Raw genomic sequence first — 14,338 nt, 5'->3', positions numbered from 1 at the left:
CAGCGCGATTTCAGGCCGCAGGCTGGTCCAGGTCGAAGGCCTTGTGCAGGGCGCGCACGGCCAGCTCCATATACTTCTCGTCGATCACGACGGAGGTCTTGATCTCGCTGGTGGAAATCATCTGGATATTGATGCCCTCCTCGCTCAGCGAGCGGAACATCTTGCTGGCGATGCCGACGTGGCTACGCATGCCGATGCCAACGATGCTGACCTTGCATATCTTGGTGTCACCCAGTACTTCCTGCGCACCCAGCGCGGGCACGACCTTGTCCTTGAGCAGGTCCATGGCACGCGCGTAGTCGTTGCGGTTGACGGTGAAACTGAAGTCGGTCTTGCCATCCTTGCTGATGTTCTGGATGATCATGTCGACTTCGATATTGGCGTCAGCCACGGCGCCCAGGATCTGGTAGGCGATGCCCGGCTTGTCGGGTACGCCGACCACGGAGATCTTGGCTTCGTCGCGGTTGAATGCAATGCCGGAAACAATGGCTTGTTCCATTTTCTCGTCTTCCTCAAAGGTGATCAGGGTGCCGGACTTGGCTTCCTCGTTGATGTCGATGTCCCAGGGCGTGAAACTGGAAAGCACGCGCAGCGGCACCTTGTATTTGCCGGCGAATTCCACGGAGCGGATCTGCAGCACCTTGGAGCCCATGGAGGCCATCTCGAGCATCTCTTCGAAGCTCACGGTATGCAAACGGCGCGCCTCGGGCACGACACGCGGATCGGTGGTGTAGACGCCATCGACGTCGGTGTAGATCAGACACTCGTCAGCCTTCATGGCCGCCGCCACGGCCACGGCCGAGGTGTCCGAGCCGCCACGACCCAGCGTGGTGATGTGGCCCTGCTCGTCGATGCCCTGGAAACCGGTGACGATCACAACTTTTCCCTGGGCCAGATCGGCGCGCACACGCTGGTCGTCGATGGATTCGATGCGGGCCTTGGTGTAGGCACTGTTGGTCTTGATCGGCACCTGCCAGCCGGCATAACTCACCGAGGCCATGCCTTCGGCTTGCAAGGCGATGGCCAGCAGCGCGCTGGAGGCCTGCTCGCCGGTGGCGGCCAGCATGTCGAGCTCGCGGTTGGTGGCCTCATTGGACTTTGCGGGCGCGAGCTCCTTGGCCAGGCCGAGCAGGCGGTTGGTTTCGCCGCTCATGGCCGAGGGCACCACCACCATCTGGTGGCCGGCGCGGGCCCACTTGGCGACGCGCTTGGCGACATTGCGGATGCGCTCGGTCGAGCCCATGGACGTGCCGCCGTACTTGTGAACGATCAGTGCCATTGAAATATCTGGATTGGATGGCTGGCCCCGCCTGGATGGCGAAGCGCCGGTATCTACAAGGGTGAGTGACCTGCCGCCGCGGCAATGCCGCCAGGGGCAAAACCTAGGGATTGTACCAAGTCAGCACGAGCCCCCGCCGCTCCACAAAGCCGCTCCCGACCTTCAGATGGATGCGGTGGCCGCGCGTGGTGCAGGCCCCCACCTGGTCCAGCAACTCCTGCAACTGCGCCGCGCTGGGGGCCGTGGCATGGGTACCGCGCAGCCAGGCGCGCAGCACGTTGGCTTGGCGCTCCCGGGACAGCTGCTGCAAGGCCTGGATCTGCGGTGGTGCCCCCACACGCACCAGGTCCTCGGCTGCCAGTTCGTCCAGCAGGCGCTGGGCCTGCGCCGCATGGGCGGCACTGCGGGCAAAGGTATCGCGAAACTGCGGAAAGGCTGCCTCCAGCGCCGGCAACAGGCGGGAACGGATGCGGTTGCGTGTGTACTGCTCGTCGGCATTGGTCGGATCCTCGACCCAGCAGGCGCCCCGCTCGCGCAAGCCCAGGCGCAACTCGGCCCCACTCACCTCCAGCAGGGGACGGTAGTAATAGATGCCATCACGTTCCCACTGCACCGGCATGGCGCTCAGGCCCGGCAGGCCGGCCCCACGGCTCAGGGCCAGCAGCAGCGTCTCGACCTGGTCGTCGGCATGCTGGGCCAGGGCGATGTGCCGGATCGGCGGATCGTGTGCCTCGGCACACTGGCGCAAGGCGGCGTAGCGGGCACTACGGGCGGCTTCTTCGGGGCTCTGGCCGGGCGCATGGCGGGCATCGACGCGTTGCACCTGCAAGGGCACGCCCAGACGGGCGCAGACCTCGCGGCAATGCGACTCGAAACCGTCGGCTGCTGCCTGCAGGCCGTGATGGATGTGGATGGCGCTGACCTGGCCCGGCCAGCGCTCGGCACAGGCCAGCAGCAACGCGGTGGAATCGGCACCGCCGCTGTAGGCCACCGCCAGGGGCAAGCCGGGCTGGAAATCCTGCAGGGCCTGCGCCAGTGTGCGGGTCACTGGGGTACCTTCGTGCTGCGCACTGCGGCGCGAGCATCTTGGGAGCGGCCCGGCGGAGCTCTTCGCCGCGCCTGGGGCTTATTTGCCGCTGGTCTTGGTGTCGGTGTAGCGGCCATAGCTCTGCAGACGCTCATAACGGCGCTCCAGCAGCTCCTTGACCTTGAGGTCGGCCACCTGGCGGTAGGCATCGCCCAGGGCGCGCTTGAGAAAGGCTGCCATCTGCTTGGGGTCGCGGTGCGCGCCACCCACCGGCTCGTTGACGATCTTGTCGACCAGGCCCAGGGCCTTGAGGCGATGCGCCGTGATGCCCAGGGCCTCGGCTGCGTCCTGTGCGCGCTCGGCGGTTTTCCAGAGGATGGAGGCGCAGCCCTCGGGGCTGATCACCGAGTAGACCGAATACTGCAGCATCAGCACCTGGTCACCCACCGAGATCGCCAGCGCGCCACCGGAGCCGCCCTCACCAATGATGGTGGTGATGATGGGCACTTCCAGCTGCGCCATCTCGAAGATGTTGCGACCGATCGCCTCGGACTGGCCGCGCTCCTCGGCATCGATGCCGGGGTAGGCGCCGGGTGTATCGACAAAGGTGAAGACCGGCAGGCCGAACTTCTCGGCCGTTTTCATCAGGCGCAGGGCCTTGCGGTAGCCCTCGGGCTTGCTCATGCCGAAATTGCGCAGGCCGCGCTCCTTGGTGTCACGGCCCTTCTGCTGGCCAAGCACCATGCAGGCCGTGCCGTTGAAACGCGCCAGGCCGCCCACGATACTCAGGTCATCAGAAAAGTGGCGGTCACCGTGCATCTCGACGAAGTCGGTGAACAGCTCGTTGACGTAATCGAGCGTGTAAGGACGCTCGGGATGACGGGCGATCTTGGTGATCTGCCAGGGATTGAGGTCACTGTAGACGTCCTTGGTCAGCTGCTGGCTCTTCTTGCTGAGCTGATCGATCTCCTCGCTGATGTCGACGGCGGATTCGGTCTGCACATAACGCAGCTCTTCGATCTTGGCCTCGAGCTCGGCGATCGGCTGTTCGAAATCGAGAAATGTCTTCTTGGCCATGGAGAAACTCCTTGTTTTATGTGCCCGCTCCCAAAGCCCGGGCCCCAAACGTCAATACTCGACCGGTACCGGATCGAGCGAGCGCCAAATATACCAAGTTGCGACGCTGCAAAACGGTGCCCAGGCGGCCGCCACTTCGCGGGCGTCACTGCGGCTGACGGACTCACCGGAGAAATAGCTGCGACTGATGCCGTTGATCAACCCCACATCGTCCAGGGGCAACACGTTGGGACGCATCAGATGAAAGATCAAAAACATCTCGGCCGTCCAGCGGCCGATGCCACGGATGCCCACCAGTTCGGTGATGATGGCCTCGTCGTCCATGTCCTTCCAGGCCGGCGCACGGATGGCGCCGCTGTCGAAATGCAGGGCCAGGTCCACCAGGTACTCGACCTTGCGCGCGCTCAGGCCCGCAGCGCGCATGTCGTCCACCTTGAGCTTGAGCACATTGGCCGCCGTCATGCGCTTGGGCAGTTCTGCAAAACGGTCCCAGACGGTCTGCGCCGCCTTGACCGAGATCTGCTGGCCCACGATGCTGCGTGCCAGCGTGGTGAAGGCGTCGCCCCGGGTCTGCAGGCAGGCGTCGCCGTGCTGCGGGATCAGGCGCTTCATCACCCGGTCTTTTTTCATCAGGTGCTTGCAGGCCTCTTCCCAGTAGTCGGGCGTGTACACCTTGGGTGCCAGGGCCGGGCTCACTGGGCTGCCTCCCAGGTGGTGCCGGCGGGCGAGTCCTTGAGCACGATGCCCTGCTCCAGCAATGCTTTGCGGATGCGGTCGGCCTCGGCGAAGTTTTTGGCGGCCTTGGCCGCGGCGCGCTGCCCGATCAGCACCTGGATCGAGGCCTCGTCCAGCGCGGAGCCTGCCTTCAGAAAGGCCTCAGGATCATCCTGCAGCAAACCCAGACAGCCGCCCAGGGCCTTGAGCAGGCCGGCCAGTTGCGCCGAGCCCGTCTTGTTGACCTCGGTCGCCAATTCGAACAGCACGGCTACCGCCTCGGGCGTACCGAAGTCCTCGTCCATGGCGGTCTTGAAGCGCGCCGCATGGGCGTCGAGCCAGTCGATCGCCACGGTCGCGGGCTTCACCGCGTGCAAGGCCGTGTACAGACGCTTGAGCGCGCCGCGCGCATCGTCCAGATGCGCGTCGCTGTAGTTCAGCGGGCTGCGGTAATGCGCGCGGATGATGAAAAAGCGCACCGTCTCCGGGTCGTACCTGGACAGGATCTCGCGGATGGTGAAGAAATTGCCCAGGGACTTGGACATCTTCTCGTTGTCCACCCGCACGAAGCCGTTGTGCATCCAGTAACGGGCCAGCGGCTTGCCGGTGGCGCCTTCGCTCTGCGCGATCTCGTTCTCGTGGTGAGGGAACTGCAGGTCGGCGCCACCGCCGTGGATGTCGAAGGTCTCGCCCAGCATCTCGCAGCTCATGGCCGAGCACTCGATGTGCCAGCCCGGGCGGCCCGGGCCGTAGGCGCTGTCCCACTTGGCTTCAGCCGGCTCGTTGGGTTTGGCTGATTTCCACAGGACAAAATCCAAGGGATCGTCCTTGCCGTCCAGCACCGCCACGCGCTCGCCGGCGCGCAACTCGTCCAGCGACTTGCCCGAGAGCTTGCCGTAGCCCACGAACTTGCGCACGGCATAGTTCACGTCGCCATTGCCGGCGCGGTAGGCCAGGCCCTTTTGCTCCAGGGTGCCGATCAGGCCGAGCATCTGCGGCACGTACTCGGTGGCACGCGGCTCGTGCGTGGGGCGCTCGATGCCCAGGGCATCGGCGTCCTGGTGCAGGGCCTCGACCATGCGGTCGGTCAGGGAACGGATGGTTTCACCGTTCTCCAGCGCGCGCTTAATGATCTTGTCGTCGATGTCGGTGACGTTGCGCACATAGGTCACACGCAGACCACTGGCCCTGAGCCAGCGTTGCACCACGTCGAAAGCCACCATGGCACGGGCGTGACCCAGGTGGCACAGGTCGTAGACCGTCATGCCGCAGACGTACATGCGGACATGGCCGGTTTCCAGCGGGATAAAAGGCTCCAGCGCACGCGACAGCGTGTTGTATATGCGCAGACTCATGGATCAATCAGAAACCGTCGCGCAAGGGCAGGCGCGCCGGCGGAGAACTAGGACGGGGGCTACAATCGAACGCAGTATAAAGCCCCGGCCAACCTCCCTGGACCGGGTATGCCCCACCCCTAGCACAGCCCTCATGAAGCCCGGTCGCGCCCACCTTCTTGCATTGCTACGCCTGCTCGCGATAAGCGCCAGCCTGGGTTCTGGCATGGCCGTGGCCGACGACTACAGCGATGTCGGCCAGATGCTGCGCGCCGGTCGACTGGCCGAGGCCCAGGCCCGGGTCGACCGCGCCCTGGCCGCCAAGCCGCGCGACCCCCAGATGCGTTATTTCAAGGGTGTCATCCAGCGCGAATCGGGCCAGACGGCTGAAGCGCTGGCCACCTTCACCAAGTTGACCGAGGACTACCCGGAACTGCCCGAGCCTTACAACAGCCTGGCCGTCATCCACGCCGCGCAGGGCGATTTCGACAGGGCTCGTATCGCACTCGAGATGGCGATCCGCGCCAATCCCGGCTATGCCACAGCCCATGAAAACCTGGGGGATATCCATGCGCGGCTGGCCCAGCAGGCCTACTGCAAGGCACTGCAGCTCGATGCCACCAACAGCGGCCTGAAAGCCAGGCTGGCAGCCCAGGGCGCCAGCTGTCCGTGATCCGCTGCTCTCACCGGCTGCAAGCGGTCCTGCTGTCTGCCATCATTCGGGACCTGTCCCCCTACAATTCGTCCAGTTCATGAAGCTAGGTCGTGCCCACTCCTCCATTCTGCTGCTGGTTCGCCTGCTGGCCCTGGCCATCAGCCTGACCCTGGGTACAGCGCACGCCGACGACTACAGTGACGTCGCCCAGCTGCTGCGCGAGGGCAAACTGGTCGAAGCCCAGACCCGGGTCGACCGTCATCTCGCCGCCAAGCCACGCGACCCCCAGATGCGCCTTTTCAAGGGCGTGATCCAGCGTGAAACGGGCCGCCCGGCCGATGCCCTCACCACCTTCACGCGGCTCAGCGAAGACCACCCCGAGCTGCCCGAGCCCTACAACAATCTGGCGGTCATCCATGCCGCCCAGGGGCAATACGACAAGGCCCGTGTCGCGCTGGAAAAGGCCTTGCGCACCAATCCGAGCTACGCCACGGCGCACGAGAACCTCGCTGACGTCTACGCCCGCCTGGCCAGCCAGGCCTACAGCAAGGCCCTGCAGCTCGATGGCAGCCCCCAGCCCGGCCCGGCCCGCCTGGCCCTGATCCGGGAACTCTCCCCCGCACCCGCCAGCCAGGCGCGGCCGGTGCTGGCAGCCGCCCCCAGCACACCCGCGATCAAGCCCGTCGCGCCGGCGCCGACCAAGCCCGCCGTCGTGGCCGCCGCACCCGCCCCGGCCAAACCCGCGGCCGCAACGGCAGCAGTGCCAGCACCTCCTGCCACGCCACCTCAGCCCCCAATTGCCGCGGACAGCAACCGCGACGTGGAACTGGCCGTGCGCGCCTGGGCCCGCGCCTGGACCGACAAGAACATGACCCAGTATCTTGCGGCCTACGACAAGAGCTTCGAAACGCCTGGTCAGCAAAGCCGCAGCGCCTGGGAACAGGACCGCAGACTGCGCATTACTGGCAAGTCGCGCATTTCGGTCAACCTGCTGGAGTTGCAAATCACTGTCAAAGGCAACCGCGCCGTGGCAAAATTCCGCCAGGACTACAAGGCCGACGCTCTGGCGGTATTGAGCCGCAAGACGCTCGAACTGGTCCGGGCGGGCGACCGCTGGCTGATCGTCAAGGAATCCAGCGGCGGCTGAGAACCTGACGTGCAGGCCTTGCGTCACCGCGCTGGACACATTCCGTACTGACATGAAACTAGGCTCCCGCCCTCTTCTGCTGCTCCTGGGTACCACCATCGTCCTCGTGGCGCTTGCCAGCGACCGTGGCGAACAGGCGCGTGGCGAGACCGTGGCGATGGCTGCGCCACAGATGCCCATGCAAGCAGCGCTCATGCAGTCATCTGCGTCTGGTGCTGGTCAGGTCAATGGTGCGGCCGAGGCTCGCCTGATCGAGATCTACCGACTGACCGGCGCCGGCTACACGCGGGATGCCCTGGAGCGCGCCGAAAGCCTGGTGCGCGACCATCCGAACTTCCAGTTGGCCCAACTGGTCTACGGCGACCTGCTGACGACCCAGGCCCGACCCGTGCGCGATTTTGGGGATGTGCCTGCGGCCCTGGCCGGTGGCAGCGCTGGCACCACCCTGAGCGAGTTACGCCACGAATCACAGATGCGCATCAAGGCCTTGCGCGAACGGCCGCCCGTCGGCGCCATCCCCTCGCAGTTCCTGGCCCTGTCGCCGCGCAACCGCCACGCCATCGCCATCGATGCCTCGCGCTCCCGCCTGTACCTCTTCGAGAACACTCCGCAGCAACTCAAGCTGGTGGCCGATTTCTACATCTCGGTCGGCAAGTCGGGCATCGAAAAGATGGTCGAAGGCGATGCCCGCACTCCGCTGGGTGTGTACTTCATCATCAGCAATCTCGACCCCAAGTCATTGAGCGACTTCTACGGTTCGGGGGCGCTCCCAATCAACTACCCCAACGTCCTCGACAGCAAGCGCGGCAAGACCGGTCGTGGCATCTGGTTGCACGGCACGCCGCCCAACCAGTTCTCACGCGCCCCCCTGGCCTCCGACGGCTGCGTGGTCCTGTCCAACCCTGATCTGGCGTTTCTCAGCCGAACGGTCGAGATCCGCACCACGCCGGTCGTCATCTCGCCAAGGCTGGAATGGGTCGCCCCCCACAGTGTGCAGGCCCAGCGCAAGCCCTTCGAAGACGTTCTGGACGCCTGGCGCAGTGCCAAATCCCGCGGCGACGTGGATCAGCTGCTGAGCTTCTACACGCCCGACTTCAAGAGCTACGACAAATCCCTGGCCGAATGGGTGCCAGCGCTGCGCAGCGAGGTCGACAAGGCCCGCGGCAAACCCATCCAGCTCAAGGACCTGTCCTACCTGCGCTGGACCGACGCCACCGACACCATGGTCGTGACCTTTGGTGAAGTCGCCGACGGCGAGCGCAGCGGACCCACCAAACGCCAGTACTGGGTACGCCAGGGCAGCGAATGGAAAATTTTCTTTGAAGGAATCATTGGATGAGTCTGACTTTTTTCTCCGGGCTGCGCCGTGGCCTGCTGCTGGCCGGCGCCTGTCTGCTGTTCACCAGTGCGGTACAGGCACAGGCCAAATCGCCGCGCGTCAAGCTGGCCACCAGCGCTGGCGACATCGTGATCGAACTGGATGCCGCCAAAGCGCCCAAAACCGTCGAGAACTTCCTGGCCTACGTGCGCAAAGGCCACTACAAGGGCACGATTTTTCACCGCGTCATCCCCGGCTTCATGGTCCAGGGCGGGGGCTTTGATGCCGCCATGGCACAGAAGCCCACCGAGAAGCCGATCGAGAACGAAGCCAACAACGGCCTGAAGAACGACAAGTACACCCTGGCCATGGCGCGCACGCCGCATCCGCATTCGGCGTCCGCGCAGTTCTTCATCAACGTCGCTGACAACGCCTTCCTCAACCACACGGCGCCCACCCAGCAAGGCTGGGGCTATGCCGTGTTCGGCAAGGTCGTTGAAGGCATGGATGTCGTCGACAAGATCAGCGCCGTGCCCACCGGCGACAAAGGCATGCACCAGAACGTGCCCCAGACCCCCATCACCATCAACGCGGCCACCGTGCTGCCCTGAGATCCACCATGAGCAATCCCCACGTCGAACTCCACATCGCCGGCCTCGGCACCATCAAGATCGAACTCGACGCCGCCAAGGCGCCCAACAGCGTGGCCAACTTCCTGGCCTACGTGAACAAGGGCCACTATGACGGCACGGTGTTCCATCGTGTCATCCCCGGCTTCATGATCCAGGGCGGCGGCTTCGAACCCGGCATGACCCAGAAGGCCACGGACAAGCCGATCGACAACGAAGCCAACAACGGCCTGAAGAACACCAAGTACACCCTGGCCATGGCGCGCACCAATGATCCGCACTCGGCCACGGCGCAGTTCTTCATCAACATCGCCGACAACGGCTTCCTCAACCACACCGCCCCCTCGGCCCAGGGCTGGGGCTACGCCGTGTTTGGCAAGGTGGTGGCCGGCACCGATGTGGTGGACAAGATCGCCGCCGTCAAGACCGGCCAAAAAGGCTTCCATGGCGACGTCCCCAAGGACGACGTGGTGATCGAGAAGGCCGTCGCGCTCTGATCGCGGGCCCCATGACCCCGACCACCCCCCGGTTCGCCGAGCTGCACGCACCGGCGCACTGGCGGGTGGTCGATTTCATTTCCGACCTCCACCTGCAGGCCACGGAGCCTCGCACCGCCCAGGCCTGGGAACACTACATGGCGGGCACGCGTGCCGATGCTGTGTTCATCCTCGGCGACCTGTTCGAGGTCTGGGTCGGTGATGACGGGCTACAGGCCGAAGACGAAGAGGCCCGCTTCGAACAGCATTGCGTCGACGTGATGAAGGCGACCGCCAGCCGATGCGCCCTGCACTTCATGCACGGCAATCGCGATTTCCTGCTCGGCACCGCCTGCGCCCGAGCCACCGGCTTCACCCTGCTGGACGATCCTTGTGTGCTGGTATTTGGCGGGCAGCGCTGGCTGCTGACCCACGGCGACGCACTGTGCCTGGACGATGCCGACTACCTGCAGTTCCGCGCCCAGGTACGCACCGCCAACTGGCAACAGGCCTTCCTCGCCAAGCCGCTGGCCGAACGCCGGGCCCTCGCGCGCGGCCTGCGCCAGCAAAGCGAGGACCGCAAGCAAAGCGGCATGACCTACGCCGACGTCGACACCCCGATAACGCGGGACTGGCTGCGGATCGCAAACGCGGGCACCATGATCCATGGACACACGCACAGGCCGGCCGATCATGATCTGGGCAGGGGCCAGCTTCGCCACGTACTCAGCGACTGGGACGCGGCCGCCCAGCCGCCGCGTGCCGAAGTGCTGCGTCTACAGCGGTCCGATCCGACGGGTGCCGTCCGGGTTCTGCGCCTGCCTGCCAGCGACATCGCCTGAGCATGCGGGCCTGGCTTGCCCGCTTCTGGAGGCGTGAGCGCCGGCCACGCCAGGATCTCCCCGATGCCCTCTGGTGGCAGACCCTGGCTGAATGCCGCTTTCTGCTGGCGTGCTCCGCCCCCGAACTGGCCAGGCTGCGCGAGCTCAGCGCCATGTTCCTCGAAGACAAGGAATTCCATGGCGCCCAGGGCCTGGTGATCACCGATGCGATGGCACTCACCATCGCCGCGCAAGCCTGCCTGCCGGTGCTGCACTTCGGCCCCGGGGACCGGCCGCTGCGCAGCTACGATGATTTCGTGGGCATCGTCGTGCACCCCGACGAAGTCGTGGCGCAGCGCGAGGTGGTGGACGAACACGGGGTGGTGCACCGGTATGAGGAGGCCCTGGCGGGCGAGGCCATGCACGAAGGGCCGGTGATGCTCAGCTGGCGCGACGTGACATCGGCGTCCAGCGAGACCGGCTACAACGTGGTGATCCACGAGTTCGTCCACAAGCTTGATTTGCAAGACGGCCTAGCTGATGGCTGCCCGCCCCTGCCGGCCGGGTTCATGGGCCAGCCGACGGCCCGTGCGGCACGCAATCACTGGCAGTCCACACTGCAGCTGGCTTACGACTCATTCAGGGAGGCGGTCATCAAAGCCGAGCGCTTCGGCACAGAACCCACCTGGCTCGACCCCTATGGCGCCGAAGCCATCGACGAATTCTTCGCCGTGACCAGCGAAGCCTATTTCGTCAGCCGCGAGCGCTTCGGGCGCGAATTCGGCACGCTGCTGCCGCTCTTCGACGCCTATTTCCGGCCCGGACGCTGATCGCGGCGGGCCCCCAGCCCATCGTCAGCGCTTGAGCAAGGCCTTGAGCGCCTGCTGCAGGCGCCGTGCCTGGCTGGCGTCATGAGCGGCCGCCAACACACGCGCCACATCCTGGCCCCAGGTCTGCGCCGGTGCCGGATCATTGCGCCGCGTCAGCAGTTGCAGCTGCAGCGCGCGACGCGCATCCAGATGCTCGGCCGGCGTCGGCACCTCGGCCGCGATCTCCAGGCGCAGCAGGGTTTCATCTGCCGAGGCCGAAGGCGCGGCCGAAAGCGCCTGGGTCCACAGGCTGCGCACGGCCGGCGTGACACGCCCACCGATCTCGGCAACCGTCGGCAGCTGGGCTGCATCGCGCTGCTCCCAGGCCGTCAGCAAGTGGGTGAGCGCCTCTCCATGGGCCTGCACCGCCAGTTTCTTCAAGGCGGATTGCGCATGGTCCAGCGCATCGCGCTGGGCGCGGAAAGCGGTATCCCCCAGACGCGGGCCCTCACGCTCACGACTGAACTCGTGCCGGCCTTCGCGCTCGGGCCGGCGCTCGTCACGGCGGGGCGCATCGCGTCGCTCCCCGGGTCGTGCCCGCCCGGCGGGTGCCGCCGGCTCGGTGCGTTTCATGCCCGGACGGTCATCGCCACGCACGGCCACCACGGGCTTGCGCGGCTGAACCGGCGCGGCGGCCAGGGATGCGGATTCTTCGCTCGCCGTCGCGGGAGACGGTTGCGGGGCGGCCTCAGGCGCCTGCCCTGCCCCCTTGATCACAGCCTCCAGCGCGCCCATGGCAGCACGGATGGCTTGCGCATCGCCGCTGGCATTGGCAGCATCCAGCGCCTGGGACGCCTGCAGCACGGCCTTGTCGTGTTCGCTCATGGCCGCGACCGCCTGCTCGCGCGACGCGCTCTTGCGTGCGAAGGCCTCGTCGATCGGTTTGCGGAAAGCGTCCCACAGCTTCTGCTCCTGGCGCCGCTCCAGCGGGACGGCATGGGCCTCGGCTTGCCAGCGCTGCTGCAGCGCCTTGACAGCATCGATGCGCAGCATGGGCGCGGCACCGAGCTGCGTCGCCTCCTCGATCATGGCGTGCCGGTTCTGCAAGCTGAGTTGCTGGGCGGCTTCCAGGGGCGCGGCGGCGGCATGCATGGCGGCCTTCCACTGTGGCTGCATCTCGGCAAACGCTTTTTCACTCAAATGCCCGGCTTCACGCCAGCGCTCGGCAAACTGGTGCAATTCACGGTTGAAGGCTTTCAAGTCAATGGCAGGTGCGGCCGCCTGGGCTAGCCCCCAGGTCCTGAGCTCCTCGATCAGGGCCAGACGCTTGGCCCTGTGTTCGGCCGACTCGGCCCTGACCTTCTCCAGCCAGGCCTCGACCACCTTGTAAGCCTGGTTGCAGGCTTCGTCGAAACGCTTCCAGAGTGCGTGGTTGGGCACCCCGCCCTGGTCGGTCTGTTTCCATAGCTCGCGCAGTTCGCGCAAGGACTCCTGCATCTTGCGCCCGCCCAGGGCCTGGCCTTCGGGTCGCTTGAGCAAGGCCTCGGCCTTGCCCACCAGTTCTTCACGCAACTGGTCGGCACGCCAGCGCTGCCAGCCTTCCAGTTCACCGGCAGCCCCCAAAGCAGCATGGGCCTGGCGGTCCAGGTGACTGTCTATATGGCGGCCGTGTTCTTTCAGGGCCTGGCGCAGTGCATTGGCTGCTCCCGCACTGGCCTTGCCGTGGCCCTGCGCCACTTCTGCTTCCAGCCGGCTCAACACCTCACGCACGGCTGCCATGGCCTGGGCACGGATTTCGGGGTCAACCTTGGGCTTGGAGGGCTGCGACACAGCCTCGACCGGCAGACCGCGCGCCTTGCGCAGCTCATCGGCCCAGACCGGCACCTTGGGCAGGGGCGCGGCCGGATCGGCGGCCGCTGTCCGGGCCTGGGCCAGAGCCGCGCTAAAAGCCTCCCAGACCAGGGCCAGTTGGGCACGCGAAGCCTCCAGTTGCGGCGCAAAACGCAGGTCAATGCTGGTCCAATGCGGGTCGCCCGGCAGCGCAGCCGCCTCGGCCTGCCAGTGATTCACGTCAGTCGCCAGACTTTCGGCGATCGCCTGGGCGTCGATCCAGGACTTGGTGGACAGCACCTCGATGCGCTGGGCCAGCAACACGGCGGCCTCGCGCTGCACCTGGGCACGGTGCTGTACATCCTCGATGGCCTTCACGCGGTCTGCCAGGCGGGCCTTGAGGGTGGCCAGCGGCTCCCGGCTCAACGGCGCCCCGGCCTTGGCGGCATCACGCTGCCAGGCCATGGCGTCGGCCACATTCAGTTTGGCAGCGTCCAGCAAGGCCTGCGCTTTCTGCGCCCAGTCGGCCGCCATGCCCTCCTGGTCGCGCTGGCGCTTGAGCTCGTCCAGCTTCTCGCGCAAGAGCTTGGCGGCACCCTTGTCCTTGACGCTGAGTTCTCGGTAGACCTGCTGCATCTGCTCGGCGGCGGGCATGCTCTGCAGCCAGGCTCGCACGCGGGCAGCACGCTCCCCCGCCGTGGGCGCGGAAAAAGCACCGCCTGTCAGTTCATCGAGGGCTTGGGTATCGTTGCGTTGGGCAGAAGAAGACGGGGACACGGCACGGACTCGGGGTGGCAAATGAAGAGGCTGATTGTCGCCGTCATTTGCATCCGCTTCGCGGATTTTTGCCACCACAAGCAGAAAGCCCGGCCGGGTGGCCATAAGCCAGCCCGCCGGGCCTGACGGCGGGCTACAAGCCCATGCCGTCTGGGTATCGCAAAGGGGAGAGTCGAGTCCCGCAATGCGAAGGAAGCAAGAGATTGCTTCCATTTGATTGCCAGTTTGGCGCTGGCACCTGCACCCTGAAGGTGTGTGCCGGCTACTTCCAGCAGAGATGCCTGATGTGACAGGCCCATTCACTCTAGTTCGCCCGCCACGGGATTCAAATCACCGTATCAATGAAACCCTCCGTCCTGATTGATACCCGAAGCTCCCTCCCAAGGAGCTTGAAAACGACTGATGGGCACTGTTACAAAATACAGTAGAGCTAAGGCTGATATTT

General features: G+C 65.6%; 13 protein-coding genes. 7 read left to right on the top strand and 6 right to left on the bottom strand.

The genetic code is table 11. From position 1 onward, the window contains the following. Positions 1–10: 10 nt before the first annotated feature. From AO057_RS09910 to cysS, 5 genes are all read right to left on the bottom strand, one after another. The gene (locus AO057_RS09910; RefSeq protein WP_057675470.1) at positions 11–1,279 is read right to left on the bottom strand and encodes an aspartate kinase; all 1,269 of its coding nucleotides are present in this window, start codon (positions 1,277–1,279) and stop codon (positions 11–13) included. A 103-nt stretch (positions 1,280–1,382) separates the two neighbouring features. After that, complete coding sequence (tilS, locus tag AO057_RS09905) at positions 1,383–2,327, bottom strand: tRNA lysidine(34) synthetase TilS (protein WP_057675469.1); 945 nt, start codon at positions 2,325–2,327, stop codon at positions 1,383–1,385. A gap of 78 nt (positions 2,328–2,405) precedes the next feature. Next, positions 2,406–3,383, bottom strand: coding sequence for an acetyl-CoA carboxylase carboxyltransferase subunit alpha (locus AO057_RS09900; protein WP_057675468.1), 978 nt, complete (start codon positions 3,381–3,383; stop codon positions 2,406–2,408). Between the two features lie 51 nt (positions 3,384–3,434). Then, on the bottom strand, positions 3,435–4,079 hold the full coding sequence (locus AO057_RS09895) for a DNA-3-methyladenine glycosylase family protein (RefSeq protein WP_057675467.1): 645 nt from the start codon (positions 4,077–4,079) through the stop codon (positions 3,435–3,437). Beyond that, a complete protein-coding gene (cysS, locus tag AO057_RS09890) occupies positions 4,076–5,452 on the bottom strand; it encodes a cysteine--tRNA ligase (protein WP_057675466.1) in 1,377 nt (458 codons plus the stop codon). Before cysS ends, AO057_RS09895 begins: the two co-directional genes overlap by 4 nt. Before the next feature lie 133 nt (positions 5,453–5,585). Between cysS and AO057_RS09885 the strand changes: the two genes are divergently transcribed. The 7 genes from AO057_RS09885 (at position 5,586) to AO057_RS09855 (ending at position 11,307) form a co-directional block, all read left to right on the top strand. After that, positions 5,586–6,104, top strand: coding sequence for a tetratricopeptide repeat protein (locus tag AO057_RS09885; protein ID WP_057675465.1), 519 nt, complete (start codon positions 5,586–5,588; stop codon positions 6,102–6,104). Positions 6,105–6,183: 79 nt separating this feature from the next. Further along, positions 6,184–7,233: a tetratricopeptide repeat protein gene (locus AO057_RS09880; RefSeq protein ID WP_057675464.1), complete on the top strand. Its 1,050-nt coding sequence runs from the start codon at positions 6,184–6,186 to the stop codon at positions 7,231–7,233. A 52-nt stretch (positions 7,234–7,285) separates the two neighbouring features. Next, entirely contained in the window at positions 7,286–8,572 is a 1,287-nt protein-coding gene (locus tag AO057_RS09875) for a L,D-transpeptidase family protein (RefSeq protein WP_057675463.1), read from the top strand. Continuing rightward, positions 8,569–9,162, top strand: a complete 594-nt coding sequence (locus tag AO057_RS09870; protein WP_082605502.1) for a peptidylprolyl isomerase — start codon at positions 8,569–8,571, stop codon at positions 9,160–9,162. The genes AO057_RS09875 and AO057_RS09870 overlap by 4 nt, the downstream gene beginning before the upstream one ends. An 8-nt stretch (positions 9,163–9,170) precedes the next feature. After that, complete coding sequence (locus AO057_RS09865; protein ID WP_057675462.1) at positions 9,171–9,677, top strand: peptidylprolyl isomerase; 507 nt, start codon at positions 9,171–9,173, stop codon at positions 9,675–9,677. Between the two features lie 11 nt (positions 9,678–9,688). Continuing rightward, a complete protein-coding gene (locus AO057_RS09860; protein WP_057675461.1) occupies positions 9,689–10,498 on the top strand; it encodes a UDP-2,3-diacylglucosamine diphosphatase in 810 nt (269 codons plus the stop codon). Between the two features lie 2 nt (positions 10,499–10,500). Next, entirely contained in the window at positions 10,501–11,307 is an 807-nt protein-coding gene (locus AO057_RS09855; protein ID WP_057675460.1) for a M90 family metallopeptidase, read from the top strand. 24 nt (positions 11,308–11,331) lie between these two features. Here the strand turns inward: AO057_RS09855 and AO057_RS09850 are convergent, their stop codons facing one another. Next, positions 11,332–13,791 (bottom strand): DUF349 domain-containing protein, encoded by a 2,460-nt coding sequence (locus AO057_RS09850; protein WP_240480765.1) that lies wholly within the window; start codon positions 13,789–13,791, stop codon positions 11,332–11,334. Positions 13,792–14,338 lie beyond the last annotated feature (547 nt).

The sequence above is a fragment of the Curvibacter sp. PAE-UM genome (genome assembly GCF_001432305.1).
In the GTDB taxonomy this organism is placed as follows: Bacteria; Pseudomonadota; Gammaproteobacteria; order Burkholderiales; family Burkholderiaceae_C; genus Hylemonella.
This window is presented reverse-complemented; position numbering and strand designations above follow the sequence as displayed.

What these genes read in the sequence shown, in the direction of transcription:
- AO057_RS09900 (WP_057675468.1), bottom strand. Translation starts at nt 3,383, where the DNA reads ATGGCCAAGAAGACATTTCTCGATTTCGAACAGCCGATCGCCGAGCTC.
- AO057_RS09910 (WP_057675470.1), bottom strand. Translation starts at nt 1,279, where the DNA reads ATGGCACTGATCGTTCACAAGTACGGCGGCACGTCCATGGGCTCGACC.
- AO057_RS09870 (WP_082605502.1), top strand. Translation starts at nt 8,569, where the DNA reads ATGAGTCTGACTTTTTTCTCCGGGCTGCGCCGTGGCCTGCTGCTGGCC.
- AO057_RS09875 (WP_057675463.1), top strand. Translation starts at nt 7,286, where the DNA reads ATGAAACTAGGCTCCCGCCCTCTTCTGCTGCTCCTGGGTACCACCATC.
- AO057_RS09885 (WP_057675465.1), top strand. Translation starts at nt 5,586, where the DNA reads ATGAAGCCCGGTCGCGCCCACCTTCTTGCATTGCTACGCCTGCTCGCG.
- AO057_RS09880 (WP_057675464.1), top strand. Translation starts at nt 6,184, where the DNA reads ATGAAGCTAGGTCGTGCCCACTCCTCCATTCTGCTGCTGGTTCGCCTG.
- AO057_RS09865 (WP_057675462.1), top strand. Translation starts at nt 9,171, where the DNA reads ATGAGCAATCCCCACGTCGAACTCCACATCGCCGGCCTCGGCACCATC.
- AO057_RS09855 (WP_057675460.1), top strand. Translation starts at nt 10,501, where the DNA reads ATGCGGGCCTGGCTTGCCCGCTTCTGGAGGCGTGAGCGCCGGCCACGC.
- AO057_RS09860 (WP_057675461.1), top strand. Translation starts at nt 9,689, where the DNA reads ATGACCCCGACCACCCCCCGGTTCGCCGAGCTGCACGCACCGGCGCAC.
- cysS (WP_057675466.1), bottom strand. Translation starts at nt 5,452, where the DNA reads ATGAGTCTGCGCATATACAACACGCTGTCGCGTGCGCTGGAGCCTTTT.